At 63.8% G+C, this 26999-nt stretch carries 27 protein-coding genes; 17 read left to right on the top strand and 10 right to left on the bottom strand.

The genetic code is table 11. The features are described from left to right. Positions 1-1188 (top strand): IPTL-CTERM sorting domain-containing protein, encoded by a 1188-nt coding sequence (locus ACHWUQ_RS08815; protein ID WP_312452879.1) that lies wholly within the window; start codon positions 1-3, stop codon positions 1186-1188. A 198-nt stretch (positions 1189-1386) separates the two neighbouring features. After that, a complete protein-coding gene (locus ACHWUQ_RS08810) occupies positions 1387-2277 on the top strand; it encodes an NAD(P)-dependent oxidoreductase (RefSeq protein WP_394680912.1) in 891 nt (296 codons plus the stop codon). Positions 2278-2295: 18 nt separating this feature from the next. Here the strand turns inward: ACHWUQ_RS08810 and ACHWUQ_RS08805 are convergent, their stop codons facing one another. The 4 genes from ACHWUQ_RS08805 to ACHWUQ_RS08790 form a co-directional block, all read right to left on the bottom strand. After that, positions 2296-3297, bottom strand: coding sequence for an NAD(P)H-dependent glycerol-3-phosphate dehydrogenase (locus ACHWUQ_RS08805; RefSeq protein ID WP_312412921.1), 1002 nt, complete (start codon positions 3295-3297; stop codon positions 2296-2298). 120 nt (positions 3298-3417) lie between these two features. Next, positions 3418-3879, bottom strand: coding sequence for a protein-export chaperone SecB (gene secB, locus ACHWUQ_RS08800; protein ID WP_116924716.1), 462 nt, complete (start codon positions 3877-3879; stop codon positions 3418-3420). A 161-nt stretch (positions 3880-4040) separates the two neighbouring features. Next, complete coding sequence (gene grxC, locus ACHWUQ_RS08795; protein WP_312412904.1) at positions 4041-4298, bottom strand: glutaredoxin 3; 258 nt, start codon at positions 4296-4298, stop codon at positions 4041-4043. Between the two features lie 86 nt (positions 4299-4384). Continuing rightward, positions 4385-4792 (bottom strand): rhodanese-like domain-containing protein, encoded by a 408-nt coding sequence (locus tag ACHWUQ_RS08790; RefSeq protein ID WP_312412899.1) that lies wholly within the window; start codon positions 4790-4792, stop codon positions 4385-4387. A 294-nt stretch (positions 4793-5086) separates the two neighbouring features. Here ACHWUQ_RS08790 and gpmA point away from each other — a divergent pair, with 294 nt between their 5' ends. The 4 genes from gpmA (at position 5087) to ACHWUQ_RS08770 (ending at position 9042) form a co-directional block, all read left to right on the top strand. Next, positions 5087-5827, top strand: a complete 741-nt coding sequence (gpmA, locus tag ACHWUQ_RS08785) for a 2,3-diphosphoglycerate-dependent phosphoglycerate mutase (RefSeq protein WP_394680911.1) — start codon at positions 5087-5089, stop codon at positions 5825-5827. A gap of 332 nt (positions 5828-6159) precedes the next feature. Next, complete coding sequence (locus tag ACHWUQ_RS08780) at positions 6160-7668, top strand: S41 family peptidase (protein WP_394680910.1); 1509 nt, start codon at positions 6160-6162, stop codon at positions 7666-7668. Between the two features lie 78 nt (positions 7669-7746). Continuing rightward, positions 7747-8490 carry a HesA/MoeB/ThiF family protein gene (locus tag ACHWUQ_RS08775; RefSeq protein WP_394680909.1) on the top strand — a complete coding sequence of 248 codons (744 nt, stop codon included), beginning with the start codon at positions 7747-7749 and terminating at the stop codon, positions 8488-8490. Positions 8491-8655: 165 nt separating this feature from the next. After that, positions 8656-9042 carry a response regulator gene (locus ACHWUQ_RS08770; RefSeq protein ID WP_239809244.1) on the top strand — a complete coding sequence of 129 codons (387 nt, stop codon included), beginning with the start codon at positions 8656-8658 and terminating at the stop codon, positions 9040-9042. 76 nt (positions 9043-9118) lie between these two features. Here ACHWUQ_RS08770 and ACHWUQ_RS08765 read toward each other — a convergent pair whose 3' ends face one another. After that, complete coding sequence (locus ACHWUQ_RS08765) at positions 9119-9751, bottom strand: response regulator transcription factor (protein WP_021026242.1); 633 nt, start codon at positions 9749-9751, stop codon at positions 9119-9121. A gap of 109 nt (positions 9752-9860) precedes the next feature. On the opposite strand from ACHWUQ_RS08765, the gene ACHWUQ_RS08760 reads away from it, so the two are divergent. From ACHWUQ_RS08760 to ACHWUQ_RS08740, 5 genes are all read left to right on the top strand, one after another. Further along, positions 9861-11198 carry a CHASE3 domain-containing protein gene (locus ACHWUQ_RS08760; RefSeq protein ID WP_239809245.1) on the top strand — a complete coding sequence of 446 codons (1338 nt, stop codon included), beginning with the start codon at positions 9861-9863 and terminating at the stop codon, positions 11196-11198. 262 nt (positions 11199-11460) lie between these two features. Beyond that, positions 11461-11622: a DUF1328 domain-containing protein gene (locus ACHWUQ_RS08755; RefSeq protein WP_021026244.1), complete on the top strand. Its 162-nt coding sequence runs from the start codon at positions 11461-11463 to the stop codon at positions 11620-11622. A gap of 111 nt (positions 11623-11733) precedes the next feature. Then, positions 11734-12120 (top strand): hypothetical protein, encoded by a 387-nt coding sequence (locus tag ACHWUQ_RS08750; protein ID WP_239809246.1) that lies wholly within the window; start codon positions 11734-11736, stop codon positions 12118-12120. A 93-nt stretch (positions 12121-12213) separates the two neighbouring features. Next, positions 12214-12534 (top strand): BON domain-containing protein, encoded by a 321-nt coding sequence (locus ACHWUQ_RS08745; RefSeq protein WP_394680908.1) that lies wholly within the window; start codon positions 12214-12216, stop codon positions 12532-12534. A gap of 124 nt (positions 12535-12658) precedes the next feature. Then, positions 12659-13783, top strand: a complete 1125-nt coding sequence (locus ACHWUQ_RS08740; protein ID WP_394680907.1) for a putative zinc-binding metallopeptidase — start codon at positions 12659-12661, stop codon at positions 13781-13783. A gap of 14 nt (positions 13784-13797) precedes the next feature. Here the strand turns inward: ACHWUQ_RS08740 and coaD are convergent, their stop codons facing one another. The 4 genes from coaD to ACHWUQ_RS08720 all read right to left on the bottom strand — a co-directional run bounded on the left by coaD (position 13798) and on the right by ACHWUQ_RS08720 (position 17996). Further along, on the bottom strand, positions 13798-14295 hold the full coding sequence (gene coaD / locus ACHWUQ_RS08735; protein ID WP_239809249.1) for a pantetheine-phosphate adenylyltransferase: 498 nt from the start codon (positions 14293-14295) through the stop codon (positions 13798-13800). Positions 14296-14400: 105 nt separating this feature from the next. Next, positions 14401-15105, bottom strand: a complete 705-nt coding sequence (rsmD, locus tag ACHWUQ_RS08730) for a 16S rRNA (guanine(966)-N(2))-methyltransferase RsmD (protein ID WP_394680906.1) — start codon at positions 15103-15105, stop codon at positions 14401-14403. After that, complete coding sequence (locus ACHWUQ_RS08725) at positions 15105-16448, bottom strand: M16 family metallopeptidase (RefSeq protein WP_394680905.1); 1344 nt, start codon at positions 16446-16448, stop codon at positions 15105-15107. The genes rsmD and ACHWUQ_RS08725 overlap by 1 nt, the downstream gene beginning before the upstream one ends. Before the next feature lie 102 nt (positions 16449-16550). Further along, a complete protein-coding gene (locus ACHWUQ_RS08720) occupies positions 16551-17996 on the bottom strand; it encodes a M16 family metallopeptidase (RefSeq protein ID WP_394680904.1) in 1446 nt (481 codons plus the stop codon). A gap of 28 nt (positions 17997-18024) precedes the next feature. Between ACHWUQ_RS08720 and ftsY the strand changes: the two genes are divergently transcribed. From ftsY to ACHWUQ_RS08705, 3 genes are all read left to right on the top strand, one after another. Next, positions 18025-19239 carry a signal recognition particle-docking protein FtsY gene (gene ftsY, locus ACHWUQ_RS08715; RefSeq protein WP_394680903.1) on the top strand — a complete coding sequence of 405 codons (1215 nt, stop codon included), beginning with the start codon at positions 18025-18027 and terminating at the stop codon, positions 19237-19239. Positions 19240-19391: 152 nt separating this feature from the next. Next, positions 19392-22535: a metallophosphoesterase family protein gene (locus ACHWUQ_RS08710; RefSeq protein WP_394680902.1), complete on the top strand. Its 3144-nt coding sequence runs from the start codon at positions 19392-19394 to the stop codon at positions 22533-22535. A gap of 93 nt (positions 22536-22628) precedes the next feature. After that, complete coding sequence (locus tag ACHWUQ_RS08705) at positions 22629-23408, top strand: DeoR/GlpR family DNA-binding transcription regulator (protein ID WP_312527603.1); 780 nt, start codon at positions 22629-22631, stop codon at positions 23406-23408. A 30-nt stretch (positions 23409-23438) separates the two neighbouring features. Here ACHWUQ_RS08705 and cutA read toward each other — a convergent pair whose 3' ends face one another. After that, on the bottom strand, positions 23439-23786 hold the full coding sequence (gene cutA, locus ACHWUQ_RS08700; protein ID WP_313336175.1) for a divalent-cation tolerance protein CutA: 348 nt from the start codon (positions 23784-23786) through the stop codon (positions 23439-23441). A 349-nt stretch (positions 23787-24135) separates the two neighbouring features. On the opposite strand from cutA, the gene rpoH reads away from it, so the two are divergent. The 3 genes from rpoH to ACHWUQ_RS08685 all read left to right on the top strand — a co-directional run bounded on the left by rpoH (position 24136) and on the right by ACHWUQ_RS08685 (position 26999). Then, complete coding sequence (gene rpoH / locus ACHWUQ_RS08695; RefSeq protein ID WP_394680901.1) at positions 24136-25113, top strand: RNA polymerase sigma factor RpoH; 978 nt, start codon at positions 24136-24138, stop codon at positions 25111-25113. A gap of 189 nt (positions 25114-25302) precedes the next feature. After that, positions 25303-26247, top strand: coding sequence for a tripartite tricarboxylate transporter substrate binding protein (locus ACHWUQ_RS08690; protein ID WP_239812762.1), 945 nt, complete (start codon positions 25303-25305; stop codon positions 26245-26247). Continuing rightward, a complete protein-coding gene (locus ACHWUQ_RS08685; RefSeq protein ID WP_394680900.1) occupies positions 26244-26999 on the top strand; it encodes a sterol desaturase family protein in 756 nt (251 codons plus the stop codon). Before ACHWUQ_RS08690 ends, ACHWUQ_RS08685 begins: the two co-directional genes overlap by 4 nt.

The raw sequence follows: 26999 nt of genomic DNA, 5'->3' as shown, positions 1-26999 counted from the left end.
ATGTTTGCAAAATGGATGGCTACGGCCGCCACCTTGTTGGCCTGCCAATGGGTGAGCGCGCAGCCTGTTCCCTATATTCCGACGTTCAGCTGCCAATCGAGCAATGCCATCCTGAACACCGGTTATGACTTTGAAGCGGGGGCGCTGGTCCCCAACGGCGGCGAGGACCTGCAGTGGTGGGTGTCATCCAGCCAGTCGGATCCGACGGGCGCCCTCGGCCCCAGCCCCACGGCGGTTTGGAAACCCACCACCGTCCCCAACACTGCGGCGATACCTGCCGACTGGGTGTCGGGCAGCGCCCTGGGTGGCCAGACCAACTGGATCTCGCCGCTGGCCAACGCCACGACCCGCCCTCGCCCCTATCCGTTCAACCCGCTGGTCACCAACTACTACCGCATGCAGTTCAACTTGCCTGCCGGCATTCCACCGAGCGCGCTGAAGCTGAGCATGGACTACTATGCCGATGACGGCATGCTCGGCGTGTCCATCAACGGTGTTTTCCAACCGCTGCCCATCGGGAGCTATGCCCCTGGCACTGGCGGGACAGCCCCGCTCAACGGCCAGTGGGTCACCGGTCTCAACACGCTGATCTTCTCCGTGGTCGATGGTGGCTGGGGATCGGGCTTGCTGGCGCACCTGAAGTCAGACAGCCTGTTGTGCGAAACCTCGTTGACCATTCAGAAGACCATCGACAAGCCCAGCTACACCCCCGGGCAGACGGCGAACTACACGATCACCGTGCGCAACCCCGGCGCCTCCGATGCCAGCCTGGTGACGCTCAGCAATGAGATGCCCACGGCCCTGAGCGAAGCAGCCTGGTCCTGCAGCGCCGCCAACGGTGCGGTCTGTCCCGGCGATCTGGGCAATGCGCCTTTCAGTTTTGACCTGCCTCCAGGCGGCGAGCTGGTATTTGGCCTCTCCGGCACGGTGGCAGCATCGGGCAGCCTGGCGAGCGTCGCCACGATCGAGCCCGGCCCGGGTGCGATCTGCGACGCCAGCACGGGCTGCACGGCCACGGCAGAGGCCGAGATCACCACCGAAGTCATCCCGCTGGATCCAGAGCCCCAGCCCACCCCGGAAAAGGTGCCCACCCTTGGCAACTGGGCGATGGCAATCCTGTCGGCGCTGACCATCGCGCTGGTGTGGACCCAGGCCCGCAGGCACCAGCGGGGCCGCCCACAACGCTGATAGCGGGCCACCCCGCCGCCGCCAGGCCTCGTACTGCCCTGCAGGTGGTACGAGGCTTGTGTCTGTCCGGTCTGGCACAGAGGGACGCGGCAGCCGGTCGCCAAGTTGACTGCGGCCACGCATGCGGCGGCCATGGCCCAAAGGCCTTGCGGTACGCTCGGGACATCGCTTACTTGTGCACACCGCCAGGAGATTTCCATGCCATCGCAAACTGCCCAGCCGGTCGTCGGCCTGATCGGGGTCGGCCTGATGGGCCACGGCATTGCCCGCAACGTCGCGGCCAAAGGCTTTCAACTCTATGTGCTGGAGCACCCCGGCAACCAGCCGCTGACGGAGCTGCTGAGCCTGGGCACCCGCACCTGCCAGACCCCGGCCGAGCTGGCCGGCCACTGCGACGTGGTCATCCTCTGCGTGACCGGCTCGCCCCAGGTCGAAGCCGTGCTGACCGGCGCGCAGGGCCTGCTGTCGGCCTTGCGCCCCGGCACCGTCGTGATCGACTGCTCGACCGCCGTGCCCGCATCGACGGTGCGCATGGCGCAGGCGGTGCAGGCTGCGGGCGGCCAGTTCATCGATGCGCCGATGACCAAGACCTCCAAGCAGGCGCACGACGGACAGCTCAATCTGCTGGTCGGCGGCGATGCCGCCGTGCTGGCCCAGGTGCAGCCGGTGCTGGCCACCTTCACCAGCCAGGTGACCCATGTGGGCGCGCTGGGCGACGGCCACCGCATGAAGCTGCTGCACAACTTTGTCTCGGTGGGCCAGATGAGCCTGCTGGCCGAGGCCACCGCCTGCGCGCGCAAGCAGGGCATGGACATGCAGGCCTTCCACAGTGTGCTGGCCGCAGGGGGCGGCGCAGGTGTGGCGCTGGACCGTCTGCAGTCCTACATCCTGGCGGACGACCCCTCGGGCATTGCATTCTCGATCGCCAACGCGGCCAAGGATTTGAGCTACTACGCGACGATGGCCCACGATGCCGAAGCCGCGAGCCTGATTGCCGATGCGGCCGCCACGACCTTGCAGAACCAGGTCGATGCCCGGCATGGCGATGCGATGCTGCCGGCGCTGATCGGACTGTTGGCCAAGTCCTGAAGAGCAGTCCGGGAGTTTTTATTCGGCGCGGGGCTCGCGCCCCATCAGCGCCTGCACCACATCGGGGGCCGACAGGCTGCCATCGAGCAAGGCGACGACGGCGGCCGTGATCGGCATCTCCACGCCCAGCTTCTGCGCGCGCTGCAGCACCGTGCGGGCGCTGTACACCCCTTCGGCCACATGGCCGAGCGACTGCACCGCCTGCTCCAGGCTCTGGCCCTGGGCCAGCAACAGGCCGATCTTGCGGTTGCGCGACAGATCCCCGGTGGCCGTCAGCACCAGATCGCCCAGGCCCGACAGACCCATGAAGGTATCGGTGTGCGCGCCCAGCGCCACGCCCAGGCGCGTCATCTCGGCCAAACCGCGCGTCACCAGGGCAGCGCGGGCATTCAGACCCAAATTCAGGCCATCACAGAGGCCGGTGGCAATCGCCAGCACGTTCTTGACGGCGCCACCGACTTCGACCCCGCTGATGTCCTCATTGGCATAGACGCGCAGGTTGTCGCCATGGAAGGCCGCGACCAGCGCATCGCGCACATCGGCATGGCGGCTGGCTGCCACCAAGGCCGTGGGCTGGTGCTGGGCCACCTCCTGCGCAAAGCTGGGGCCGCTCAGCACGCCGGCATGCAGCGCGGGTGCCACCTGGGCGCAAACCTCATTGCCCAGCAGGCCATGGCTGCCGGCGGGCGCGCCCGGGGGCACGGCTTCAAAACCCTTGCTGAGCCAGGCCACCGGCACCTGGCAATCGCGCAGCATCGTCAGGCCGCCGCGCAACGCCGCCATCGGCGTGCCCAGCACAATCAGCTCGGCCTGGGTGACCAGAGGCTGCAGATCGCCGCTGGTCACCTCCAACGCATCGGGCAAGCGGATGCCTGGCAAATAGCGCTGGTTCTCGCGGCTGGTTTGCAGCTGGCGGGCCTGCTGAGTGTCGCGGGCCCACAACTGCACGCTGTGGCGTGCGGCCGCATGCATGGCCAACGCCGTTCCCCAGGCACCCGCCCCCATCACCAAGATCTTCATAGCCACCCCCCTCTTACATCAACTCAAATGCTGGCGCTGCCTGCGGCCGGCTCCCCGGCAGATACAACAAAGGCCTTGCAACCTAGACTGCAAGGCCTTGCGTTGTCAACACAGCGGCAATTACTGGGCCAGTGCGGCACCTGCGCCAGCGCCATTGGCCTGGGCTTGTTGCTGCTCGTACATGGCCTGGAAGTTGATTTCCGCCAGATGCACAGGCGGGAAGCCGGCGCGGGTCACGATGTCTGCGACGTTGCCGCGCAGGTAAGGGTAGACGATCTGCGGGCAGGCCACACCGATCACAGCACCCATCTGGTCGTCAGGAATGCCACGGATCTCGAAGATACCGGCTTGCTTGGCTTCCACCAGGAACACGGTCTTGTCTTCGATCTTGGTCTGCACGGTGGCGGTCACGGCCACTTCGAAAATGCCATCGGCCACAGGGGTGGCTTCCACACCCAGCTGGATGTCCACGCTGGGCTGGGTCTGCTCCAGCAGAATGGCTGGCGAGTTGGGCTGCTCCAGCGACGCGTCCTTCAGGTACACGCGTTGAATTTGGAACACGGGATTTTCTTGATCCGCCATGGTTGTCTGTCTTTCGCTAGAAAAAGGAATGGAGTGCAGCTGCGATGCCGCCCGTTGTGTGCGCCCCTCGCATGCAGCCTGCCATTATGCAATGGCAAATTGACAGTGCCGGCAAGCGCCCGCTCCGGCTTGGAGGGGCATGCACGAGGCAGTGAAAGGTCTCAGGATTGCAGCAGTGGCACGAGACCACCACGCTGGTCCAGTGCTATCAGGTCGTCACAGCCGCCCACGTGGGTGTCGCCAATGAAGATTTGCGGCACGGTGCGCCGGCCGGTGGTCTCCATCATCACCGCACGCTGCGCTGGATCGCTGTCGATGCGGATCTCTTCAATCTGCGCGACCCCCTTGGCTTGCAGCACCTGCTTGGCACGCGTGCAATAAGGGCAGTAGGCGGTGGTGTACATCTTTACAGCTTGCATGAGAGTGTCCTGGGGGCCGGCGCCCGGGAGGGCGATGACCCGTCAATGGTGTCTAAAGGCCGTAGATGGGGCCAAAATGTGCGAAATCAAGCCTTCTTCAGCGGCATGCTAGCGGCGCGCCAGCCTTTCATGCCACCGGCCAGCGCCTGCACATTGGTGTAGCCCAGCTTCTTGGCCACGGCCACGGCCCGCTGCGAGCGCTGGCCCTGTGCGCAGACCAGGATCAGCGGCAAGGCCTTGTTCTTGACGACGGCGGGCAGCTGGGCTTCGAGCTGGTCCAGCGGTACATTCTTGGCATTGCTGATGTGGCCGGCGCTGAATTCCTGCGCATCCGACACATCGACCACGACGGCCTTCTCACGGTTGATCAGCGCCACCGCGTTGGCAGGGCTGAGCGTGCCGCCGCCCATGTTCTTCATGGCGGGCATCATCAGCATCGCGCCCGAGCCCAGTACCAGCACGATCAGATACCAGTTGTCGATCAGAAAGTTCACACAAGTCCCTTGTCAAAAATGCTCAAACAGCCTCGCATTCTAAAAGCGCGGCCATGCCGCTGCGCGATAAAAGCCTTTGATGCCCTGGAATGTCACCGCCGAAGGCCTGCGCAGGTTTCTGGCCGCGCTGAATGCGGCCTCGGGCCTTGCGGGGCCGCCAAGCTGTGCAGGCGCCGTGGGATTTAGGCCTGCCTCTACAATCGGCGCCATTGTGAATGCAGCGGGATCCCCAGGCCCAGTGGCGCCACCGGCCCGCGACACGTACCGCTTTTTTGACTATTGCACGAGGATTGCATGTACAAGCTTGTCCTGATTCGCCATGGTGAATCGACCTGGAACCTGGAAAACCGCTTCACCGGCTGGACCGATGTGGACCTGACCGACACCGGCGTGGCGCAAGCCAAGCAAGCCGGCCAGCTGCTCAAGGCAGAAGGCTATGACTTCGATGTGGCCTACACCAGCGTGCTCAAACGCGCGATCCGCACCTTGTGGCACACCCTCGACGAGATGGACCGCACCTGGCTGCCGGTGCAAAAGTGCTGGCAGCTCAACGAGCGCCACTACGGCGCGCTGCAGGGCTTGAACAAGGCGGAAACCGCGAAGAAGTTTGGCGACGAGCAAGTGCTGGTCTGGCGCCGCAGCTATGACACGCCCCCGCCGGCACTGGAATCCGGCGATCCGCGCAGCGAAAAGGCCGACCGCCGCTATGCCGGCGCTGCCGACCAGGTGCCACTGACCGAATGCCTCAAGGACACCGTCGAGCGCGTCGTGCCTTTCTGGAACGAAGCGATTGCACCGGCCATCCAACGGGGCGAGCGTGTGGTGATTGCCGCCCACGGCAACTCCATCCGTGCGCTGGTCAAGTACCTCGATGGCGTCTCCGACAGCGACATCGTGAACCTGAACATCCCCAACGGCATTCCGCTGGTCTATGAGCTGGACGCCAACCTGAAGCCGCTGCGCCATTACTACCTGGGTGACGCCGAAGCCGCTGCCAAGGCCGCCGCTGCGGTCGCCTCCCAAGGCAAGGCCTGAACGCCGGGCGGCCCGCCGCCCACCTGCGGGCCTGCCGGGCTGCGGGAAACTCTGCGCTGCAAGCGGTAATCCGAGTCAGGCGGCTGCGCACTGGCGATGACAGCGGCCTGCCCCATGGCAAGGCCGCTGCGCCAGATCCCTACAGGCTCTTGGGCAGCGTTGAACCGCCCGAAGGCGTACCGCTACTGGCGGTGTCAGCGTCAGCCGCTTGCCGGTGCCAGTAGGCGGCTAGCGAAAGTAAATACTTGTCTTAACACCCGAAAAGCGCTGCTGCGCCGTACCGGCGCAGGCGCTTGGGTGTATATTGGCACGCTATAGAAAGTTGTGAGCATATGGGCCAAAAATTGAAGATTGCCGGCTGGGTTTCACTGGGCGTGGTGGCTGGCGCGCTCACGACCGTCTCCTTGCAGACGGTCGCAAGGGGCGTGATGTCGCCGATGCCGCTGGAAGAGATCCAGCAGCTGTCGGCCGTTTTCGGCCTGATCAAGACCGACTATGTCGAGCCAGCCGATGACAAGAAACTCATCACCGATGCCATCTCCGGCATGGTGTCCGGGCTCGATCCCCACTCGCAGTACTTCGACAAGAAGTCGTTCCGTGAATTTCAGGAAGGCACCAGCGGCAAGTTTGTCGGTGTCGGCATCGAGATCACCCAGGAAGACGGCCTGATCCGCATCGTCTCCCCGATCGAAGGCTCGCCTGCTGACCTGGCCGGCCTCAAGACCAACGACCTGATCACCAAGATCGACGACACGGCAGTCAAGGGACTGTCGCTCAACGATGCGGTCAAACGCATGCGTGGCGAGCCCAACACCAAGGTGGTGCTGACGATTCTGCGCAAGGACGAGAGCCGCAGCTTCCCGGTGACGATCACCCGCACCGAGATCAAGACCCAGTCCGTCAAGGCCAAGATGATCGAGCCGGGCTACGGCTGGGTGCGCGTCTCCCAGTTCCAGGAACGCACCGTCGATGACTTTGTACGCAAGGTCGAAGACCTGTACAAGCAGGACCCGAACCTCAAGGGCCTGGTGCTGGACCTGCGCAATGACCCCGGTGGCCTGCTGGACGCGGCCGTGGCGATCTCGGCAGCCTTCCTGCAGCCGAATGTGACCGTGGTGACCACCGACGGCCAGTTGGCCGAGAGCAAGGCGATCTTCCGCGCCTCGCCCGAGTTCTATGCGCGCCGTGGCAGCGATCCGATCAAGTCACTGCCTGCGGCGATCAAGAACATTCCGCTGGTGGTGCTGGTCAATGAAGGCTCGGCATCGGCCTCCGAGATCGTCTCGGGCGCGCTGCAGGACCACAAGCGCGCCACGATCATGGGCGCGCAGACCTTTGGCAAGGGCTCGGTGCAGACCGTGCGCCCCCTGGGCCCGGACACCGGCATCAAGCTGACGACGGCGCGCTACTACACCCCGAGTGGCAAGTCGATCCAGGCCAAGGGCATCGTGCCGGACATCATGGTCGACGAGTCGGCAGAAGGCGACCTGTTTGCCGCGCTGCGCACCCGCGAAGCAGATCTGGAAAAGCACCTGTCCAGCGGCCAGGGTCCTGAAGTCAAGGACGAAGCCCGCGAGAAAGCCCGTGAAGCGGCGTTGAAGCGCCTGGACGAAGAGAGCAAGAAGCCCGCCTCCGAGCGCCGCCCGCCCGAGTTCGGCTCGGACAAGGACTTCCAGCTGCAGCAGGCACTGCACCAGCTCAAGGGTGAACCGGTGAAGGTCAGCCAGACCAAGACCGAGCGCCCCGCCGAGAAAAAGGACGAGGAGAAGACCAGCGCTACCGACAAGCCCGAATCGTCGAGCGACGACACGAAGCTGCCGGCAACGGAGCCCAAGAAGTAAAGCCCGTTTTTAAGCTGCATCAAAAGGCCGCCAGCAGAGTTCCTGCTGCGGCCTTTGTTTTTTTCAGACAATAGCCCCATGAACGATGAGCAACTCTTGCGCTACTCTCGCCATATTTTTCTGGACGAGATCGGCATTGAAGGCCAGGAGGCCATTCTGGCCGCGCACGCGGTGGTGATCGGCGCAGGCGGCCTGGGCAGCCCGGCGGCCATGTACCTGGCCTCAGCCGGTGTGGGACGCATCACCCTGGTCGATGATGACACCGTCGACCTGACCAATTTGCAGCGCCAGATTGCCCATACCACCGAGCGCGTGGGACAGTCCAAGGTCAGCTCCTGCGCCGCCACGCTGCAGGCGATCAATCCGCATGTCCAGGTCATGGCGCTGCAGGAGCGTGTCGGTGAAGAGCGGCTGCAGGCCCTGGTCGCCAGTGCGACCGTGGTGCTGGACTGCACGGACAACTACCGCACGCGCCAGGCCATCAATGCGGCCTGTGTGGCAAAGGGCAAACCGCTGGTGAGCGGGGCAGCGATCCGCTTTGACGGCCAGATCAGCGTATTTGACAGGCGCCATGAAGGCGCCGCCTGCTATGCCTGCCTGTTCTCCCCGGACGAGCAGTTCGAGGAAGCCAGCTGCTCCACGATGGGGGTGTTTGCACCGCTGGTGGGCATCATTGGCACGATGCAGGCCGCCGAGGCGCTCAAGCTCGTGGCTGGCGTGGGGCGGAGCCTGAACGGGCGGCTGATGATGCTCGAGCTCAAGGACATGGAATGGAGCAGTATGCAGGTCGCCCGCAACCCCCAGTGCCCGGTCTGCAGCTAGGCCGACCATTGATATCTCGCTTTGTTATTTGTTTTTTATATATTATTATAGATAAATATTAAACCTACGAGGTCTTGTCCTACTTACGCCATCCTTTCAGACCGATGGTTTCACCACGGCTTGTTGCTATCATCGTTACGGTAAGACACACCCGTGTAGCCGTATATGCATCGCCGTTTGAAAACATATCTGGTAGAAGACAACAAGACCATCCGCGACAACCTGATAGCCACACTAGAGGATCTGGCACAGGTGGAGACCGTGGGGCATGCCAGCACCGAAACCGACGCCACGACCTGGCTGACTAACCCGGCCACCGACTGGGATCTGGCCGTGATCGACATTTTTCTGCTGGAAGGCAGCGGCCTGGGTGTGCTCGAAAAGCTCCAGGAGCGGGCGCCACACCAGCACCTGGTGATTCTCAGCAACTATGCGACGCCGAGCATGCGTGAGCGCTGCGCGCAGCTGGGCGCTAACCGGGTGTTCGACAAATCGGAAGATATTGACGCGCTGATCGACTACTGCGTTGAGCGCACATCCCAGCTGCAGTGAGCGCCTGATGTTGCCCTGCTGGCCCTCACAAAAAAGCGGCCTGGGCAGGCCGCTGGTCTTGCGAAAGTGGGCGTGTTCAGTCGATCAGACCGTTCTTCAATGCGTAGTAGGTCAGGTCGCTGTTCGACGCCAGTCCCATCTTCTCCATCAAACGCGTGCGATAGGTGCTCACCGTCTTGACGCTGAGCGACAGCTGGTCGGCAATATTGCCCGCCGTCTCACCCTTGGCCAGCTTCAAGAACACCTGAAACTCGCGCTCGGACAGCTGCTCATGCGGAGGCGCATCCTCCTTGCGGTGCAATTGCTGGGCCAACAGGTCGGCGACGGCCGGCGTCAGATAGCGTTTGCCCAGCGAGATCGTGCGCAGCGCCTCGACAATCTCCGACGGGTCGCATTCCTTGTTCAGGTAGCCGCTGGCCCCTTGCCGGATCAGGTTGATCGCATAGTGGGCTTCAGGGTAGCCGCTCAGGATCAGAATGCCCATGTCGGGCGCCTTGGCGCGCAACATCGCCAGCGCATCGATACCGCTTTGCCCGGGCATCGACAGATCCATGATCAGAACGTCGATCTCTTCCTTGCGCACCAGGTCAATAGCTTCCCGTCCATTGGCCGCCTCTCCGACGACACGCAGATCGACATGTTCGGCCAGAAATTGCTTGAGGCCCGAGCGCACAATGGCGTGATCATCGACGATACCAACTTTAATCATATTTCCCCTCATGCAGCGCAAACCGCAGCACTTGCCAGTCGCAAGCGCTGCCCGAAGTTTGCTCTATTATCACTCGCATAAACCAAAAACCATCAAAAAAGGAAGCTCCATGCGTTGGTCACGCTTGCGCAAATGGGCGATCAGTCTGCCAGCCGCCTTTTTGGCTGCTGCCGTGCTGATCGGCATCAACGAGGCTGGTTATTACCGGTCCCATGACTCGCTGCAGAACCTCACGGTCACCTACCAGACCCGCACCACCTTGGACAAGCTGATGCAGCAGGTGGTGGATGCGGAAACCCATGCACGCGGTTACCTGCTCAGCGGTGAAGAGAGCAACCTCATGGCCTACCAGCAGGCCTGCACGAACGTCAACAATGCCGTCGATGAACTGCGCGCCATTTACAGCGTGTTCCCCGAAGACCTGCAGACCTCATCGATGCTGGGACGGGAGGTCGCCAAGCGCCTCAGCCAGATGGATACCAGCATCTCGCTGCGCCGTCAGGGGCTTGAAGAGGCCTGGCGCTTTCTGGTCAAAAGCCCGGAAGCCCAGGCCACGATGGACAGCATGCGCAAGCTCAGCAATGAGTTGGTGATCCACAGCAACGAGAGGCGCATGCACAACGAGGCCGAGATCCTGAAATCGCTGACCCTGGCGCGGCTGGGAATCGCGATGGTCAGTGTCGTGGGCCTGCTGGCGTTCTACCTGTACCTGCGCCAATCGAACCGCCTCACCGGTCTGATGCTGCGCGAGCAGCGCATGCTCGAAGACGAGCGCGATCAGCTGGAGAAACAGGTGCGCCAGCGCACGGCCACGTTGGGCGAGCTCGCCACCCACCTGCAGCAGGTGCGTGAAGACGAGCGCGCCCATCTGGCCCGCGAACTGCACGACGAGCTGGGCGCGTTGCTGACCACGGCCAAGCTCGACGTGGCGCGGCTCAAATCCAAGATCGACATGGCAGCGCCCGATGTGCAGGAACGTATCAAGCACCTGATCGAAACACTCAACAGCGGCATTGCCTTGAAGCGCCGCATCATCGAAAACCTGCGCCCGTCATCGCTGTCCAACCTGGGCTTGACCGCGTCGCTGGAGATTCTGGCCAAGGAGTTCTCCGAAAGCAGCAACGTCGCCGTCGAGCTGAGCCTCGAGCCGATCAATGTGCCCGAAGCGATGCAACTGAGCATCTACCGCCTGATCCAGGAATCGCTCACCAACATTGCCAAATACGCGCAGGCGCGCAACGTGCTCATCAGCCTGCAGAGCCACCCCAAGCATGTGTTCGTGCAAGTGCGCGATGACGGCGTGGGCTTCGACCCCAGCCAGGCCCATCCCAACTCGCACGGTCTGGCCGGCATGCGCCACCGCATCGAAGCCAGCGGCGGGCGGCTGCACATCGCCTCCGCGCCCCAGCAGGGAACCACGATCTCGGCCAACCTGCCGCAGAACTGATGGGGTGGGCAGCCCTTTTGCCCCCTTCCCCGCGGCGCCATAAGCCGCCTCCACTAAAGCACAGTCCACGCAAGGGCCGCCGACAGGCGGCCCTTGCTGCATGCGGCCGCGCAGCTGCCGCGTTGCCGCAGCGGGCACGCGACAGCGGGAACCGTCCTACACCTGTTCTTCGCACCTGCTGGCAAGACGGCCTGCGGGCAGCAGCCAGAATGCAGTCATTGCTCGCACCTTCTTGCACAGCAAACAACATGAGGAGAAAAATATGCTGCATTACGCTGTTGTCTTTCTGGTCATCGCCCTGATCGCCGCTGTGTTCGGCTTCGGTGGTATCGCGGCCAGCGCGGTGGGCATTGCGAAGATTCTGTTTGTGATCTTTATCGTGTTGGCCGTGGCGTCGTTCCTGATGGGATTGTTGAAAAAGTAGCGCTTTGACAACCCTTGAACCTGTGCTCACCACCAGATACATTTAATCGGTTCGCGCAGGTCAACGTACACTGCAACATCTTCATTGAACATCATAGAAAGAGGCTATTTCATGGATACCGAAAAAATTGCCAAAGACGCTGTGGACAAAGTAAAAGACACCGCCAATGACGTGCTGGACGGCGCTGAAAAGGCTGTCGACAACACCCGTCGTGCGGTCAAGTCCGCTGCCAACAAGGCTGAGCGTGCTGTCGATGAATACGGTCATGAAAAGAGCCACTCGATCGACCACATTGCCTCTCGCGCTCAAGATTGGGCAGAGCGCGGCATTGGCCTGGCGGCTGACTCGTCGCACCGTGCCCGTGAGCAGTTCTACCGTGCACAAGAGCGTGCCAACGAATATGTTTCGGACCAGCCGGGCAAGTCGATGGCCATCGCGATGGCAGCCGGTGCTGCACTGGCCACGCTGGTCATCATGGCGACCCGCCGTCGCGACTGATTTCAAGTATCTGTCGGCATATAACGGATAAGTGCGGTGCAAATGCCGATCGATTTTCAAGCACCCTAACAACACTTTGCGAGGAAACAAAAAATGAAACTCTCCCGTACTATCGCTATCGCTGCTTTTGCTGGTGCAACCCTGGTGATGGCCACCGGCTGCTCCGTGGCTCGCAAGCAGGAAACCGTGGGTGAATACATCGACGGCTCCGCTGTGACCACCGCCGTCAAGGCCAAGCTGGCCGAGGACAAGGAAACCTCCGCCAGCTCGATCAATGTGAAGACCATAGACGGCGGCATCGTGCAACTGTCCGGTTTCGCCAAGTCCCAACTGGAAAAGGACCGCGCTGGCCAGATCGCTCGCGGCGTGAAGGGCGTGACCGAAGTGCGCAACAGCCTGATCGTCAAGCAGTAAGCTACGCGACCCGACTGCAAAAACCAGCTGGCCCAGGCCCGCTGGTTTTTTTTCGCCTGTGCACGAGCGATCGTCTGACTGGGTGGTCATGGTCAATCGCGCAGCGATGCGTTAAGCTTGACCGATGCGCCTGTTCCATTGCGACCAATGCGGTCAACTGGTTTTCTTCGAGAGCGTGCACTGTGTCAACTGCGGCGCAGTGTTGGCCTATCTGCCTGACTGCGACGATGTGGGGGCCATGGCTGCACTCGACTCCGATACGCCCACGCCCGTGCCAGGCCCTTTGTGGCAACGAATCACCTCAAGAGCGGGCAGCAGCGGCCAGCGCTACCGCATGTGTGCCAACCGGGACCAATACCAGGCCTGCAATTTTGCGATTCCGGCCGATGCGCCCCATAGCCTGTGCAGCTCCTGCCGGCAAACCCTGGTGCTGCCTGATCTCTCCGTCAGCGGCAACACCTTGCGCTGGCAAAAGCTGGAAAGCGCCAAACGCCGGCTCTACTACACATTGGCGCGGCTTGGCCTGCATCCTGATGAACCCAGCTGGACCCCCCATTACCAGTTCCTCGCCGATGTGCCGGACCAGCCTGTGGTCACCGGCCATGCCAACGGTCTGATCACCATCAACATTGCAGAGGCCGACGACGACGAACGCGTGCGCCGACGTGTGGCGCTGCACGAACCCTACCGCACCTTGCTGGGGCACCTGCGCCATGAATCGGGCCATTTCTTCTGGGACAAGCTGGTGCGCGATGGCGGAGAGCTGGACAGCTTCCGCCAGCTGTTTGGCGACGAGCGCCAAAGCTATCCGCAGTCTTTGCAGCACTACTATGCGAACCCACCCAGCTATATGCAGTGGAGCGGCCAGCACGTGAGTGCCTATGCCAGCGCCCACCCCTGGGAAGACTGGGCAGAATCCTGGGCACATTATCTGCATATGGTCGATGTGCTGGAGACCGCAGCGAGCTACCAGACGCGGATGACGATGGCCGAGGGCAGCCCTTCGGTGTCGATGGCGGATCCCTTTATCCAGCCAGCGCCCAGTTTTGAAGACATGGTGGCGCAGTGGGTGCCGGTCACCCTGCTGCTCAACAGCCTCAACCGCAGCCTGGGCCAGCAGGATGCATATCCGTTCGCGCTGTCCGCAGGCGCTCTGGAAAAACTGCGGTACGTGCATGAGATTGTGCGGCGCCCGCACCCGCTGCACAGTGCGCCGGTGCATGCACTGGCGCAGTCCTCCGAGGGCTGACCAGCGCTGCCGGATCAGGCCTCTTCTGCCCGGCGCTGCGTCACCTTGCGCTGCAGCTCCTGCGCGACATAAGGAGAGACGAACTTGTCAACCTCGCCGCTGAGCATCGCGATTTCGCGCACAAAGGTGCTGCTGATGAACTGGTAGCGGGTGCTGGGGGTCAGGAAGACGGCTTCCACATCGGGCATCAGCGAGCGGTTCATGCCGGCCAGCTGGAACTCGTAGTCGAAATCGGTGACTGCACGCAGGCCGCGCACGATCGCATTGCCGCCTTGGGCCACGACAAAATCGCGCAGCAGGCCTGAATAGCTCTCGACCCGTACGCTGGGGTAGTGCTTGACCGCCTCGCGCGCCATGTCCATCCGCTCCTTGAGCGTGAACATGGTCTTCTTGTGGTGGCCCTCGGCCACGGCCACGATCACGTTGCCAAATAGCTGGTAGGCCCTGCGCACCACATCCTCGTGGCCCAGGGTCATCGGGTCGAACGTGCCTGGGTAGATGGCCAATGTCATGTATGTCTCCTGCAAAGCATCATCGTCGTGCCAGCAGCCCTGGCACATTGCAGTGCAGCATAAACCATTCCGCCACGGCCCTGCTACCGCGCAGGCATTCCCGTTCTAGCCCTGCTGCGCCTCGGCTTTCTTCAACAGGTGCGCATGCACGGCGCCTGCCTTCAGGTAGCGATGGCACACCAGCCCGAGCGCGGCCAAGGCCTCCTCGCTCCAGGCCTCCGGCGCCTCCAGGTAGATGTAGCCCTGGGCGGTCACCGCTGCATGCGCCGCCTTGAGCGCCGGCACAAACAGCTGGCCGGAGAACGGGGGGTCGATAAAGACCAGATCCCAGTGCGCCTGGTAGGCCTGCAGCGCTGCCAGTGCGTCGCCCCGGCTCACCTCCACCTGTGTGGCACCCAGCTTTTGCGCCAGCTGCTTGATCTGCGCGGCCAGTTGCACGTCGGACTCGACCATGCGCACCTGGCTGGCGTTACGCGATGCGGCCTCCAGCCCGAGCGCGCCGGTGCCGGCAAAGGCATCCAGGCAGCGCCAGCCGGCCAGGTCCTGACCCAGCCAGTTAAACAGCGTTTCGCGCACACGGTCCGGCGTGGGCCGCAGATCGGGGCGGGTCAGCACCGCCAGCTTGGTGCGGCGCCATTGGCCGCTGATGATACGGATCTCTCCGGCCGCAGATGCTGCGACGCGGGAGGCATTGCCGGCGTTGCCGCGCTTGCGGGCGGGCGCCGCGTCGGCAGCGGTCTCTGCAGCAGCGGCTGCTTTTTGCACCAGCGCGCGCAGCGCACTCTCGCTTTTGATGGCACTGCGTCCCATTATGGTTTTGCTCCCAACACCACGGTCACTTGCTTGTCGGGCTGCACCATGCGCGCCATGGCCTTGCGCACATCGTCCGCACTGAGCGCCTCGACGCGGTCGGTCCAGTGGTCCAGGTAGTCCAGCGGCAGGCCATTCCAGGCGATATTGGTCACATTGCCTAGCAGCTTGGCATTGCTGTCCACGCGCAGCGCAAAGCCGCCAATCAGGTTGTCCTTGGCATCGCGCAGCTCCTGCTCGGTGGGGCCCTTGGCAATGAACTGGCTCAGCACCTCACGTGTGACCTTGAGCGCCTCGGCGGCCTGGTCTGGCCGCGTCTGCAGACCGATCTGGAAGGCACCGGCATCCAGCCCCGGGTTGAACGTCGAATACACGCCATACACGAGGCCTCGCTTCTCGCGCACCTCCTCCATCAGGCGCGAGGCAAACCCGCCGCCGCCCAGAATATGGTTGCCCACCATGACCGCCAGAAAATCCGGATCGGCGCGGCGGATGCCGGGCTGGCCCAGCAGCACCTGGGCCTGGGCGGAGTCAAACGCGATTTTCACGTCATCGGCCTTGGCCAGCGGCTGCACTGCGGGCACCTCGGCCGGTGCAGCGCACTGCGCCTTGGGCGTGGCCGGCATCTGGGCCAGCAGGCGCTTGACCAGCGCATCGGCCTGGACCTTGTCCAACGCGCCCACCAGGGTCACCTTGGCGCGGCAGGCATCGACCGAGCGCGCCAGGTACTGCTGCATCACCGCCGGGCTGATCTGGGCCAGCGTGTCTTCGGTGGCGCGCAGCCCATAAGGATGGCTGCCAAACACGGCCTTGTTGAAGGCACGGCCGGCGACGACGGCGGGGCGGGTATTGCCCTCCTTGATCGCCGCATTCCAGCGCTCGCGCTCGCGTTGCCAGACAGCGTCGTCATAGCTGGGCTGGGCCATCTGGCGCGCCGCCAGGTCGGCAGCACGGTTCAGCAGGCTGCTGTCGGTCAGCGACCGCAGCGAAAAGGTCAGCGCATCGCTGCTGGCACCGGCGCCAAAGCTGGCACCCAGATCGGCCCAGGCCTCGCCGACAGCGTTTTCGTCCAGCGCAGGCGCACTGCCCTGGGCTTTGACACCCTTGGACGCCATCATGGCCGCAGCGCTGGCCAGGCCAGCCTGGTTCGCCGGATCGCGCCGGCTGCCGGCATCAAAGTTCAGCTGCACATCCACCATCGGGATGGTGGGGCTGTTGACCAGCCAGACCTGGGCGCCACTGTCCTGCGTCCAGTGTTCGATGGGCAGCAAGGCCCAGGCCGAATGGGAGGCCAGCAAGGCTGCCGCGCCGCCGACCAGTGTTTTGCAAAAAGAGGTTCGCATGGGTATCTCTGCTAGCCAGGGCCGCCTGCCATGGGCAGCAGGCCCTGAGAAAAACAATCGGTGGCGGGCGCCTCAAGCACGGCACCCGCCACCGGGTTCCGGTCAGTGCACCGCACCATCCTTGGTCGCCGCGCCGCTGCGCTTTTGGGCGGCCCGGTCCGCATCGGTCAGCGGCTGGGGCACCAGGGTCGCGACCGTCATCTGGTCATCGCCAAAATAGCGCGCTGCCACCGATTGCACCTGCGCAGCCGTCACCGTTTTCATCAGCGCCAGCAGCTTGTCATTGGCATCCAGCGGCAGGCCCAGCACCCAGTTGGAGCCCAGGTCATTGGCCTGGCCAAAGACCGAGTCGCGTTCATAGACGGTCGAGGCCTGCCACTGCGTGCGCACCCGCTCCAGTTCGGCCTCGCCCACGCCGTCCTTGGCCACGCGGGCCACTTCGGCACGCAAGGCCGTCTCTACCTCTTTGGCGGTCTTGCCCTGCGATGGCACACCGCCCAGCAAGAAGGTGGAAGGCCCCCGGTTGACCACGCTGGCACCGCTGAAGGTGGCATCGGCCACACGGTTGGCGCCCTGGGTCAGTTGGCGGTCCAGGCGCGCGCCGTCATAACCGCTGAGCACAGACCCGAGCATCAACAGCGCCATCGCATCCTTGTCGCTGTCCTTGGGCTCGACCAGGTTGCGCAGGTCAGGCACCTTGAAGCTCATCACCACATAGGCCTGCTCGGCAGGCGCCTTGTAGTCGAGACGGCGCTCGCCCTTTTGCAGCGGCTCGGGCCGGGGCTTGCGCTCGGGCAACGCACGGCTGGGAATGCTGCCATAGTATTTTTCAGCCAGCGCACGCACCTTCTCCACCTCGACATCGCCGGCGACGACGACGACGGCGTTCTCCGGCGCATACCAGGCTTTATGGAAAGCACGGGCATCATCGGGGTGCATGGAATCGAGGTCGCCCATCCAGCCAATCACCGGGCGGTGGTAGGGCGAGGCCTGCCAGGTCGCGGCATTGAGCTGCTCCATCAGGCTGGCACGCGGGTTGTCATCGGTGCGCATGCGGCGCTCTTCCTTGATGACCTCGATCTCTTTCTTGAACTCGCTGTCAGGCCACTGGTTGTTGGCAAAGCGGTCCGACTCCAGGCGCATAACGTCTTCGAGCTTGCCGGACGGGATCTGCTGGTAGTAGCCGGTGTAGTCGCGGTTGGTGAAGGCATTGTCCTGCCCGCCCAGCGCCGCGACCTTGCGCGAAAAGTCGCCGGGCGCCACCGTGGCCGTGCCCTTGAACATCATGTGCTCCAACGCATGAGCCAGGCCCGAGCGGCCATCGACCTCGTCCATCGAGCCCACACGCACCCAGACCATGTGCACGGCCGTCGGCGCGCGCTTGTCTGGCTGTACGATCAGGCCCATGCCGTTGGACAGGGTGAACTGCTGGGCACCGGCAGAATTGGAGGCAATGGCAGCGCTGGAGACCGGCGGCGCGGCCAGCGCTGAAGAAGCCCCAGCGCCCAGGGAGGCCATCAAGGCCAGCAAAATGGTGGAACGTTTCATAAAATAGGCTGATTCTACGTAGCGCACAATGTTCAGTTTTTTCAAGAAAAAATCTCCCGCTGCCGACGCAGCCCCCAGCCCTTCCGCCGCCGAGCCAGTGCCTGCGCCCGCTCCGCTGGCCGGCACCCCGGCGCCCGCACCCCAGGTGCCCAGTGCGCCGGTGGCCCCTGTCCCCCCTGTGGCGGCGGAGCCCGCCAAGACGGGCTGGCTGCGTGGCCTGGGCATGGGCGGCAAGGCCGCAGCCCCGGCACCCACAGCTGCAGAAACGGTAACAAAAACCCCATCTGCACAAGCCCCGCAGGCGCCGATAGCTCCTATCACTATAGCACCCGAGGTTCCCAGCAGCCGCGACAGCTGGATGGGCCGCCTGAAGAACGGGCTGCGCAAAACCGGCTCCAGCATTGCGACGGTTTTCACCGGCACCAAGATCGACGAACAGCTCTACGAAGAGCTGGAAGAGGCCCTGCTGATGGCCGATACCGGCGTCAAGGCGACCCAGCACCTGCTGGACGACCTCAGGCAGCGCGTCAAGGACAGCAAGACCACCGACCCGGCCGCCGTCAAGGAACTGCTGGCCAGCGCGCTGGCCGACCTGCTGGCACCGCTGGAAAAGCCGCTGGTCATCGGTGAGCACAGCCCCACGGTCATCATGGTGGCCGGTGTCAATGGCGCCGGCAAGACCACCTCGATCGGCAAACTGACCAAGCACCTGGCCGATGCGGGCCAGAGCGTGCTGCTGGCGGCGGCCGACACCTTCCGCGCTGCGGCGCGCGAGCAGCTCGGTGTCTGGGCCACCCGCAACACGGTCGAGATCATCAGCCAGGAAGGGGGCGACCCCGCTGCTGTCAGCTTTGATGCGGTGACCGCCGGCAAGGCCCGGGGCAAGGATGTCGTGCTGGTGGATACCGCCGGCCGCCTGCCCACCCAGTTGCACCTGATGGAAGAGCTCAAGAAGATCAAGCGCGTTGTCACCAAGGCCGATGGCAGCGCGCCGCACGAAGTGCTGCTGGTCATCGATGGCAACACCGGCCAGAACGCGCTCAACCAGGTGCGGGCCTTTGACGATGCCCTGCAGCTGACGGGCCTCATCGTCACCAAGCTCGATGGCACGGCCAAGGGCGGCGTGCTGGCGGCCATTGCGCAGGAGCGCCCCATCCCCGTGTACTTCATCGGCGTCGGCGAAAAGGTCGAAGACCTGGAGACCTTCAGCGCCAAGGAATTTGCGCAGGCCCTGCTGGCCTGATCGCCACACCGGCCCTCCCCCGTGCAGCCCCGCTCTGCCCAGCGGGGCTTTTTCTGGGCTGAGTCATTGTAGTTTCATGCAATCTTGTTATTTTTTGCACTTCCTGGTGAAGACATGCTTTCACCACATCGGCCTTGAAGGCAGGAGGTTTCATGAAAATAGCAAGCGTGCGGCAGCTGTGTGCCGCCGGGCTCTGGGCCATCAGCGGGTTGGCGCTGGCCCAGACGGTGGTGTTCAGCGAGAACTTTGATGCAGCGGGCGCCGATGCGCCTGCCGGCCTGGGCACAGCAGCGCCCGCCGGCTGGACGCTGCGGCTGGAGAATGCCGAGACAGTGGCCACCAGCGGCCGCTCGACCGCGGCCAAACTGCCCTGGCTGGGCTGGAAGTTCGTCACGCCCAGCTACTGGACCACCCAGGTCTCGGGCGGTGAGCGTGCCAAGTTGACCAAGGCCAGCGGCAAGATCGCCGTGGCCGAATCGGATGGCCTGCGGCCCACCAGCGGTCAGTACTTCAGCACCGTGATGGAGAGCCCCGGCATTGCGGTCCAGGGCGGCGGCAGCTACACGCTGGCCTTTCTCAACCATTTCCAGATGGGCTCGACGAAGAAGGAGAGCATCAGGGTCGAGGCGGTCTTTGATGACAGCAGCGTCCAGACCCTGTTGAATGAGACCAGCGCCTCGCGGCTGAACCAGGCCGAGAGCCTGGCCTTCAGCGTCCCGGCCGGCGCCAAGAGTGTCAGCCTGCGCTTCAGCTACCTGAACACCGACAACAATTGGTACTGGGGCCTCGATGATGTGGTGCTGACCCGCACCAGCAGCGAGCCGCCCAAGCCCTTTGATCCTGCCAAGCTGCCCAGCACGGCCACGGCACCGGCACTGACCGTCGGCCCCACGTTGCAAAACCCCGGCCCCAACCACATGGCCGTGATGCTCGAGACCAGCGAGTCCGCCCCCACCATCTGGTGGCGGCTGGCCGGCAGCACGGGGCCTTACACCTTGCTGCCCGCCAAGAACCCGGTCGGCGACTTTGCCGACAGCAGCATCTTCTTTGCCGACATCACCGGTCTGCAGTCCAACACACTCTATGAGTACGCGGTGGTGACCGGTACCAGCGCAGCACCCAAGCTGGCAGGCCCTTTCCAGTTCAAGACCTGGCCACGCGAAGGCGATGGCGTCGCCAGCGCCAAGTTCGCCGTGGTCTCGGACACCCAGGATGGCCTGGCCAACCGCCTCAAGAACATCACCCAGGGCATCATCAACAACGACTGCGCAGGCGTAGCCGCCCAATGCGCGCAGAACCTGGCCGGCTTCATGGTGCCGGGTGACCTGGTCGGATCGGGCGGCACACGCAGCAACTGGAAGGACCAGTTCTTCGGACCGCTGGCCGCCATCACCGCTTACGTGCCGCTGATTCCCGCGCCAGGCAACCACGAATATTTTGGTGGAGAACAAGCCAGCGCCGGCGCTGAAAAGAGCTGGGCCAAGACCTACCGCAAGTACTTCAACCGCATGCCTGCCAATGGCTCGGAGAAGCACCCGCTGCACTGGTACCAGCTGGATTACCTGGGCATGCGCATTGTCGGCAGCGACTTCAACCCCGCCTCGGCCATGCACAACACCGGGGGATGGAGCAGCTATGACAACGGCCGCGGGCTCTTCCGCGCCGACTACATGCAGGAGCACCTGAACTGGTTCACCGGCCTGATGGCCCAGACCCGAGTGGACAAGAAACCCTATATGGTGCTGCTCAACCACCACCCCTGCCTGAGCGAAAAATGGCGCCAGGGCGAGGTGATGGCCACCTGCGACTTCATTGCGCAGATGGAAGACTATGGCCGCACGACCGGGGCCATCACGGCCAACCTGAACGGCCATGTGCACTTCTATGAGCGCGGCAATTCGATGAACAGCCGCCATCTCTGGCTGAACGTGGCCTCTGGCAGTGGCGCGCTCGAAGGCGCCAAGCAAAGCGATGACAGCGATCTGGACGTCATCGCCAACACCAAACTCAGCTTTGGCAGCGCCACCCCGGCCCTGACCTGGAAGCGCTACGACCTGGGCGCCGCCACCACCAGCAGCACGCCGGACGACAGCATCGCCATCACCAGCCAGGCCTGGTCGCTCAAGCCGGAGCTGGTCCAGGCCAAGCTGGGCAAGGTCGATCCGGCCCGTCTGCAGCTGGCCTACCGCCCAGTGGCCGGGCCAGCGCTCTACGAAGCGCAGTGGCAGGTCTCCAAGGACCCGCAATTTGCCGCCGGCCAGCCGGTCTACGACGTCTGGGGCAATGACACCCGCAGCGAAAACTGGACCTACCTGAACGGCGTGCGCACCAATACGCAAAAGAATGCCGACATCACCACCCTGCCGCTGGGCCAGCTGCTGGCCAACCCCCAGCGCCTCTACCCGAATGTGGCGGCCAACACCGCGCGCGGCAAGCTGACGAGCGCCATCATTGCAGGCGGCAACAGCCTGCGTGACCGCTGGAGCTGCGGCTACAAGTGGGACGAAGACGGTGACAGCGGTGCCGAGCGCCAGGGCGGCCGCCAGTGCTATGCGCAGCTGCTGCAGGCCGGTGGCAGCAAGGGCTCGGCCTGGGACCCCTTCCAGGGCCAGCCAGCGCAGGTGCTGCAGCTGGGCCAGGATGAACGCTGGTACTGGCGGGTCCGCGTGCGCGATACCCATCTGAACTGGTCCGGCTGGAGCGCGACCGGCTCTTTCGAGCTGGGCAACCCCGCGCCTGAGCCCGAGCCTCCCGTGCAGGACCTGATCGACACCGGCCTGCCCAGCCCCGGCGGCAACCTGCCCGCAATGAACCTGAACATCCAGGCCGCCACCCGCTGCGACCAGTCCAACGCCAGCGTCAGCGCCGTGCCCGCCGGTCTGCTGCCCGCCGGCCTGCAAGCTGCTACCGGCCTGCTGTCCTTCACGCTCTCGGGCTGCGACCATGCAGGCTTCAGCGCCCAGGTCCGTCTGGAGCTGCCCGCCGGCCTGCCCGCCAACAGCCGGGTCATGAAGGTGCATACCGCGAGCAACGGCCAGCGGACGGTCAGCGAGATCACCGGCGCCAGCATTGCAGGGGGCGCCGTCCGCTACACCGTGACCGACGGTGGCCCGCTGGACGAAGACGGGGTGGTCAACGGCGCCATCGTCGATCCGGTGCTGGTCGCGGTGCCCGCCGACATCGTGGTGCCCCCGGTGCCGGCCGCCCAGCCGGTGCCCGCCAACCAGCCTCTGGCATTGCTGCTGGCATCACTGCTGTTGATCGCAATGGCTGTGGCCGCAAGGCGCCACCGCTGAACGAACCACCGGCCCCAGCACGTATCTGCCGGGGCCGGTGTTGCACAATAGCGCGGGCTGCCCGAGCAGCCTGCTCCCGAAGGAAACGCATCCATGCTGCAAGAAGACCGCTTCGTCCGCATCCAATCGCTGCTCGCCTCGATCGACCGGCTCAGCACCGAAAGACTCATTCAGGACATGCAGGTCTCGCGCGAAACGGTGCGCCAGGACTTGCTGGCGCTCGAGTCCATGGGCCTGGTGCGGCGCGTGCATGGCGGCGTTGCCCGCGTCACACAGGACGAGCCCCCGTTTGTGCAGCGCCAGGCGTTGCGCGTGGCAGAAAAGCGCGCGATTGCGAAGGCGGCAGTCAAGCGCCTGCAGCCGGGCCAGATGGTGTTTATCGATGCGGGCACCACCACCGCCATCCTCGCCGAAGAGCTCCGGCTGATCAGCCGGCTGGTCGTGGTCACCAACTCCATCACCGTCGCCCTGAAGCTGGCAGGCACCCAGGCCCCGTCAGACACAGCCCAGGGCATGCGCGTGGTGCTGCTGGGCGGCGATACCAACCCGGAAATTCCTTGTACCTATGGCCCGGTCACCCTCAACGAGATCCGCCGCTACCGCGCCGATGTCACCCTCATCTCGCCCGTGGGCATCAACGCGCACGATGGCGTGACCTTCGGCAATGAGCAGGAAGCCAGTCTGGCCACCGCGATGGCCGAGCAGTCTTCCTCGCTGCTCGTGCTGGCCGACTACAGCAAGATAGGGCTGCGCAGCCGCTACGCCGTAACCCGCCCTCCTGCCCAGCAGACGCTGGTCACCAATGTCCATGCGGCCAATGCGCCGGCCTTGGCAGCGCTGAGCGCGCAGGGGTTGGACGTGGTCACCGTTTAAGGCGCCACGGCAAGGCCTCGGTTCTGGCCCTCAGGCCTGCACCGGGGTTCCCACCTCGGCCGCCACCCAGGCTGCATAGGCGGGGCTGGCAGGGCCATCCCCCCACAGCCATTGCGGCAGTGCATAGGGATGCAAGGGCACCAGCAAGCGTTGCAGCGCCGGCAGGCTGCGGGACGTGGTCTTCCAGGTGATCCGCCATTCATCGCCCTGCTGCAACTGACCGTCCCACCAGTAGTGCGAATGGATTTTCTCGACCTGCGCGCAAGCGGCGAGCCGGGCATGGACCCCTTCCCGTGCCAACGCATGCGCAGCCGTTTCGCTGTCTACCGTGGTACTGGCCCAGGCCACCAGGTAGTTGCCGTCGGGGCGGGGGTTCATTGCCAACCTGTCCATTTTCAACTCCATGACTTTTATCACATATTAGCCGCTCTAGGGGTGCCATCCAGCGTGGTGGCGCGCGGCAATGCCAGCCGATTCTTCGGCCATTCCTTGGAACTTATCCACAACCTGGCCACTCCAACCGCCCTGAAAGCGCAAACGGGTGTCAGACAGCACCCCGCCCGCTGCGGCTGCCGCCGTAAAGAAACTTGAAGATGCTCAAAAACAGGAGCAACGCCTCCTTCACCGGCGCCGTTTTCAGCGTTGCTTAGCTGAAACTTAACCCCCCGCATAATGCACCGCAGCATGGGAACTCCCACAGCATCTAGGGACTCCTACCGGTGTTACTATGTATCGCATAGACGAAAGGACTTCTAGCGTGACAACTCATTCTGGAGCCGCCATCCCCTCTACCGCACTGGCTCCTGCAAACCCATGGTCGTTGGTACCACCCCTGGGCAATCTGGACGCGTACATCACTGCGGTCAACCGCATCCCCATGCTGACCCCCGAGGAAGAGCTGGGCTATGCGAAGAAACTCAAGGAAAACGGCGATGTCGAGGCCGCAGGCCGCCTGGTGCTCTCGCACCTGCGCCTGGTGGTATCCATTGCCCGCCAGTACATGGGCTACGGCTTGCCGCACGGCGATCTGATCCAGGAAGGCAATGTCGGCCTGATGAAGGCCGTCAAGCGCTTTGACCCCGATCAGGGCGTGCGCCTGGTCAGCTACGCGATGCACTGGATCAAGGCCGAGATCCACGAATACATCTTGAAGAACTGGCGCATGGTCAAGGTGGCCACCACCAAGAGCCAGCGCAAGCTGTTCTTCAATCTGCGCTCGATGAAGCAGGGCTTCAAGGCGGAAGCTGGCATGGAAGACGGCGCGATGCAGCGCGAGACGCTCTCCGAGAGCGAAATCGACGCGATGGCTGCGCATCTGAATGTCAAGCGCGAAGACGTGATCGAGATGGAAACCCGCTTGTCGGGCGGTGATGTGCTGCTCGACCCCAGCCCTTCCGATGACGGCGAGCAAGCCTACGGTCCCATCGCCTATCTGGCTGATGCATCGCATGAGCCGACCGCGATGATCGAATCGCGCCAGCGCGATTACCTGGCTACCGATGGTATCCAGGAGGCCCTGGCCACCTTGGACGAGCGCAGCCGCCACATTGTGGAAGAGCGCTGGCTCAAGGTGAACGACGATGGCTCGGGCGGCATGACCTTGCACGACTTGGCTGCGGTTTATGGTGTCAGCGCCGAGCGGATTCGCCAGATCGAATCGGCAGCCATGAAGAAAATGCGCAAGGCATTGGCAGAGTATGCCTAAATAGGCAAAGAATATCCCAAAGGATATATTGATATCCAGAGGGTATTAAATACAATAATTAACGCACAGACCTGTCGGTCTGTGCGTTTTTTTATGCTTGCATGCGACTTGGTGAATGTATAAAGTGCCTGCCGCCACGGTTCATGCGAAACTGGAACTCTTATGACATTTAAATTACCTCGCCGTCTGATGGTGGCCACCCTCGCCGCCCTATGGGCCAGCACCGGCGCGCTGGCAGCGGACAACTGGCCGAGCAAGCCCCTGCATCTGATCGTTGGCTTTCCAGCCGGGTCGTCGCCTGACCTGACTGCCCGCGCGCTGGCAGAGCCGCTGGAAAAAGCGCTGGGCCAACCGATCATCGTCGAGAACAAGGTCGGGGCCGGTGGCAATATCGCTGCCGAATATGTGGCGCGCGCCACCGACGGCTACACCTTCAGCGTGATGATCAACGGCAATATGACGATTGCCAAGCTGCTCAATCCGTCGATCCGCTATGACCCGCTGACCGATCTGCAGCCTGTAGGTCTGATTGGCGTGGCACCGCTGGTGCTGGTGGCGCCGGCCAAGGCGCCCGAGGGCAAGGCCTTCTTCGACGCCGCCACCCAGGCGGGCAGCAGCTGGAGCTATGGCTCGCCCGGCGTAGGCACCATTGGCCACCTGGGCATGGAGCTGCTCAAAAGCCGCGCGAAGATCAAGCCCGAGCACATCCCCTACCCTGGCTACCCCCAGGTGTTCAATGGCATCCAGGGCGGCGACCTGCAGCTGTCGATGCTGCCCCCGGCGCTGGCGATGAACCAGATCCAGGCCGGCAAGCTGCGCGGCATTGGCGTGACCTCTGCCGCGCGCAGCCCGCTGGCCCCCGGCCTGCCCAGCCTCAAGGAGCTGGGCATTGGCAACTACGACATGGAAATCTGGAACGCCGTGGCAGCGCCCAAGGCCATGCCCAAGGCCCATGTCGACAAGTTGGCCGCTGCCGTGGGCGAGATCGTGCGCAGCCCCGACATGCGCCAGAAGCTGGCGCTGCAGGGCTGGCAGGCGGTCGGCAGCTCCCCCGAAGGCCTGAAGAACCGCATTGATGCCGATGTGAAGGCGCTGGGCGCCATCATCAAAGAGCAGAACATCCGCGCGCAATGACGGCCGCCCAAGTCTTCTCCGATCTCAGCGCCTGGCAGGTGATGGCCTGGGGCCTCGTGTTCTTCAGCGCGCTGTACCTGATCGGAGGACTGGGCATGACGGCGCTCACCCGCTTTCTGCAAAAGCGTGGCATTGGTCGGGTGCTCGATACCCGGCCGCTCAAGCCCGACCAGCTGCGGCGCGAATGGCGCCAATCCTTTCATTCCATCCTGGTGTTTGGCCTGGGCATGGTCGTGCCCTGGGGCTTTGTACAGCTGGGCTGGGCGCATTTCGCCATCGCCCCCAGCGGCTGGCAGATCGCCATCGAGATCTGGGTGCTGCTGATCTGGAACGATGTGCACTTCTGGATCAACCACCGCCTGCTGCATACGCGCTGGTTCAAGCGCTTCCACGGCGACCACCACCGCTCGGTCGTGGTCACGCCGTGGTCGACCTACAGCTTCCACCCGATCGAGGCGATGATGCTGGGCAATGTGATCCTGCTGCCGATGGTGCTGCATGACTTTGCCTTCTGGTCCCTCGCTTCGGTGCCGGTGTTCAGCATCTTCCTCAACGCCGTGGGCCATGCCAATTACGACTTCTTCCCACATGTGGGGCCCCGCCACCCGCTCGCTGCCAGCCGCCGGCACCACCTGCACCATGCCCGGCCTGCCGGCAACTATGGCTTTGCGCTGGCCTTCATGGACCGGCTGATGCGCAGCGAAGCCAACCCGCTGCCGCCACGCCCGGCCCCAGGCCGTCCTGCTGCTTGA

Source organism: uncultured Comamonas sp. (assembly GCF_964277875.1).
Classification (GTDB): Bacteria; Pseudomonadota; Gammaproteobacteria; order Burkholderiales; family Burkholderiaceae_C; genus Comamonas; species Comamonas sediminis.
Note: the sequence above shows the minus strand (reverse complement) of the source record. Positions and strands in the feature narration are given on the sequence as shown.

Excerpts from the sequence above, each read along its gene's own strand:
- ACHWUQ_RS08815 (WP_312452879.1), top strand. The coding sequence starts at position 1 with ATGTTTGCAAAATGGATGGCTACGGCCGCCACCTTGTTGGCCTGCCAA.
- ACHWUQ_RS08810 (WP_394680912.1), top strand. The coding sequence starts at position 1,387 with ATGCCATCGCAAACTGCCCAGCCGGTCGTCGGCCTGATCGGGGTCGGC.
- ACHWUQ_RS08805 (WP_312412921.1), bottom strand. The coding sequence starts at position 3,297 with ATGAAGATCTTGGTGATGGGGGCGGGTGCCTGGGGAACGGCGTTGGCC.
- secB (WP_116924716.1), bottom strand. The coding sequence starts at position 3,879 with ATGGCGGATCAAGAAAATCCCGTGTTCCAAATTCAACGCGTGTACCTG.
- grxC (WP_312412904.1), bottom strand. The coding sequence starts at position 4,298 with ATGCAAGCTGTAAAGATGTACACCACCGCCTACTGCCCTTATTGCACG.
- gpmA (WP_394680911.1), top strand. The coding sequence starts at position 5,087 with ATGTACAAGCTTGTCCTGATTCGCCATGGTGAATCGACCTGGAACCTG.
- ACHWUQ_RS08780 (WP_394680910.1), top strand. The coding sequence starts at position 6,160 with ATGGGCCAAAAATTGAAGATTGCCGGCTGGGTTTCACTGGGCGTGGTG.
- ACHWUQ_RS08775 (WP_394680909.1), top strand. The coding sequence starts at position 7,747 with ATGAACGATGAGCAACTCTTGCGCTACTCTCGCCATATTTTTCTGGAC.
- ACHWUQ_RS08770 (WP_239809244.1), top strand. The coding sequence starts at position 8,656 with ATGCATCGCCGTTTGAAAACATATCTGGTAGAAGACAACAAGACCATC.
- ACHWUQ_RS08765 (WP_021026242.1), bottom strand. The coding sequence starts at position 9,751 with ATGATTAAAGTTGGTATCGTCGATGATCACGCCATTGTGCGCTCGGGC.
- ACHWUQ_RS08760 (WP_239809245.1), top strand. The coding sequence starts at position 9,861 with ATGCGTTGGTCACGCTTGCGCAAATGGGCGATCAGTCTGCCAGCCGCC.
- ACHWUQ_RS08755 (WP_021026244.1), top strand. The coding sequence starts at position 11,461 with ATGCTGCATTACGCTGTTGTCTTTCTGGTCATCGCCCTGATCGCCGCT.
- ACHWUQ_RS08750 (WP_239809246.1), top strand. The coding sequence starts at position 11,734 with ATGGATACCGAAAAAATTGCCAAAGACGCTGTGGACAAAGTAAAAGAC.
- ACHWUQ_RS08745 (WP_394680908.1), top strand. The coding sequence starts at position 12,214 with ATGAAACTCTCCCGTACTATCGCTATCGCTGCTTTTGCTGGTGCAACC.
- ACHWUQ_RS08740 (WP_394680907.1), top strand. The coding sequence starts at position 12,659 with ATGCGCCTGTTCCATTGCGACCAATGCGGTCAACTGGTTTTCTTCGAG.
- coaD (WP_239809249.1), bottom strand. The coding sequence starts at position 14,295 with ATGACATTGGCCATCTACCCAGGCACGTTCGACCCGATGACCCTGGGC.
- rsmD (WP_394680906.1), bottom strand. The coding sequence starts at position 15,105 with ATGGGACGCAGTGCCATCAAAAGCGAGAGTGCGCTGCGCGCGCTGGTG.
- ACHWUQ_RS08725 (WP_394680905.1), bottom strand. The coding sequence starts at position 16,448 with ATGCGAACCTCTTTTTGCAAAACACTGGTCGGCGGCGCGGCAGCCTTG.
- ACHWUQ_RS08720 (WP_394680904.1), bottom strand. The coding sequence starts at position 17,996 with ATGAAACGTTCCACCATTTTGCTGGCCTTGATGGCCTCCCTGGGCGCT.
- ftsY (WP_394680903.1), top strand. The coding sequence starts at position 18,025 with ATGTTCAGTTTTTTCAAGAAAAAATCTCCCGCTGCCGACGCAGCCCCC.
- ACHWUQ_RS08710 (WP_394680902.1), top strand. The coding sequence starts at position 19,392 with ATGAAAATAGCAAGCGTGCGGCAGCTGTGTGCCGCCGGGCTCTGGGCC.
- ACHWUQ_RS08705 (WP_312527603.1), top strand. The coding sequence starts at position 22,629 with ATGCTGCAAGAAGACCGCTTCGTCCGCATCCAATCGCTGCTCGCCTCG.
- cutA (WP_313336175.1), bottom strand. The coding sequence starts at position 23,786 with ATGAACCCCCGCCCCGACGGCAACTACCTGGTGGCCTGGGCCAGTACC.
- rpoH (WP_394680901.1), top strand. The coding sequence starts at position 24,136 with ATGTATCGCATAGACGAAAGGACTTCTAGCGTGACAACTCATTCTGGA.
- ACHWUQ_RS08690 (WP_239812762.1), top strand. The coding sequence starts at position 25,303 with ATGGTGGCCACCCTCGCCGCCCTATGGGCCAGCACCGGCGCGCTGGCA.
- ACHWUQ_RS08685 (WP_394680900.1), top strand. The coding sequence starts at position 26,244 with ATGACGGCCGCCCAAGTCTTCTCCGATCTCAGCGCCTGGCAGGTGATG.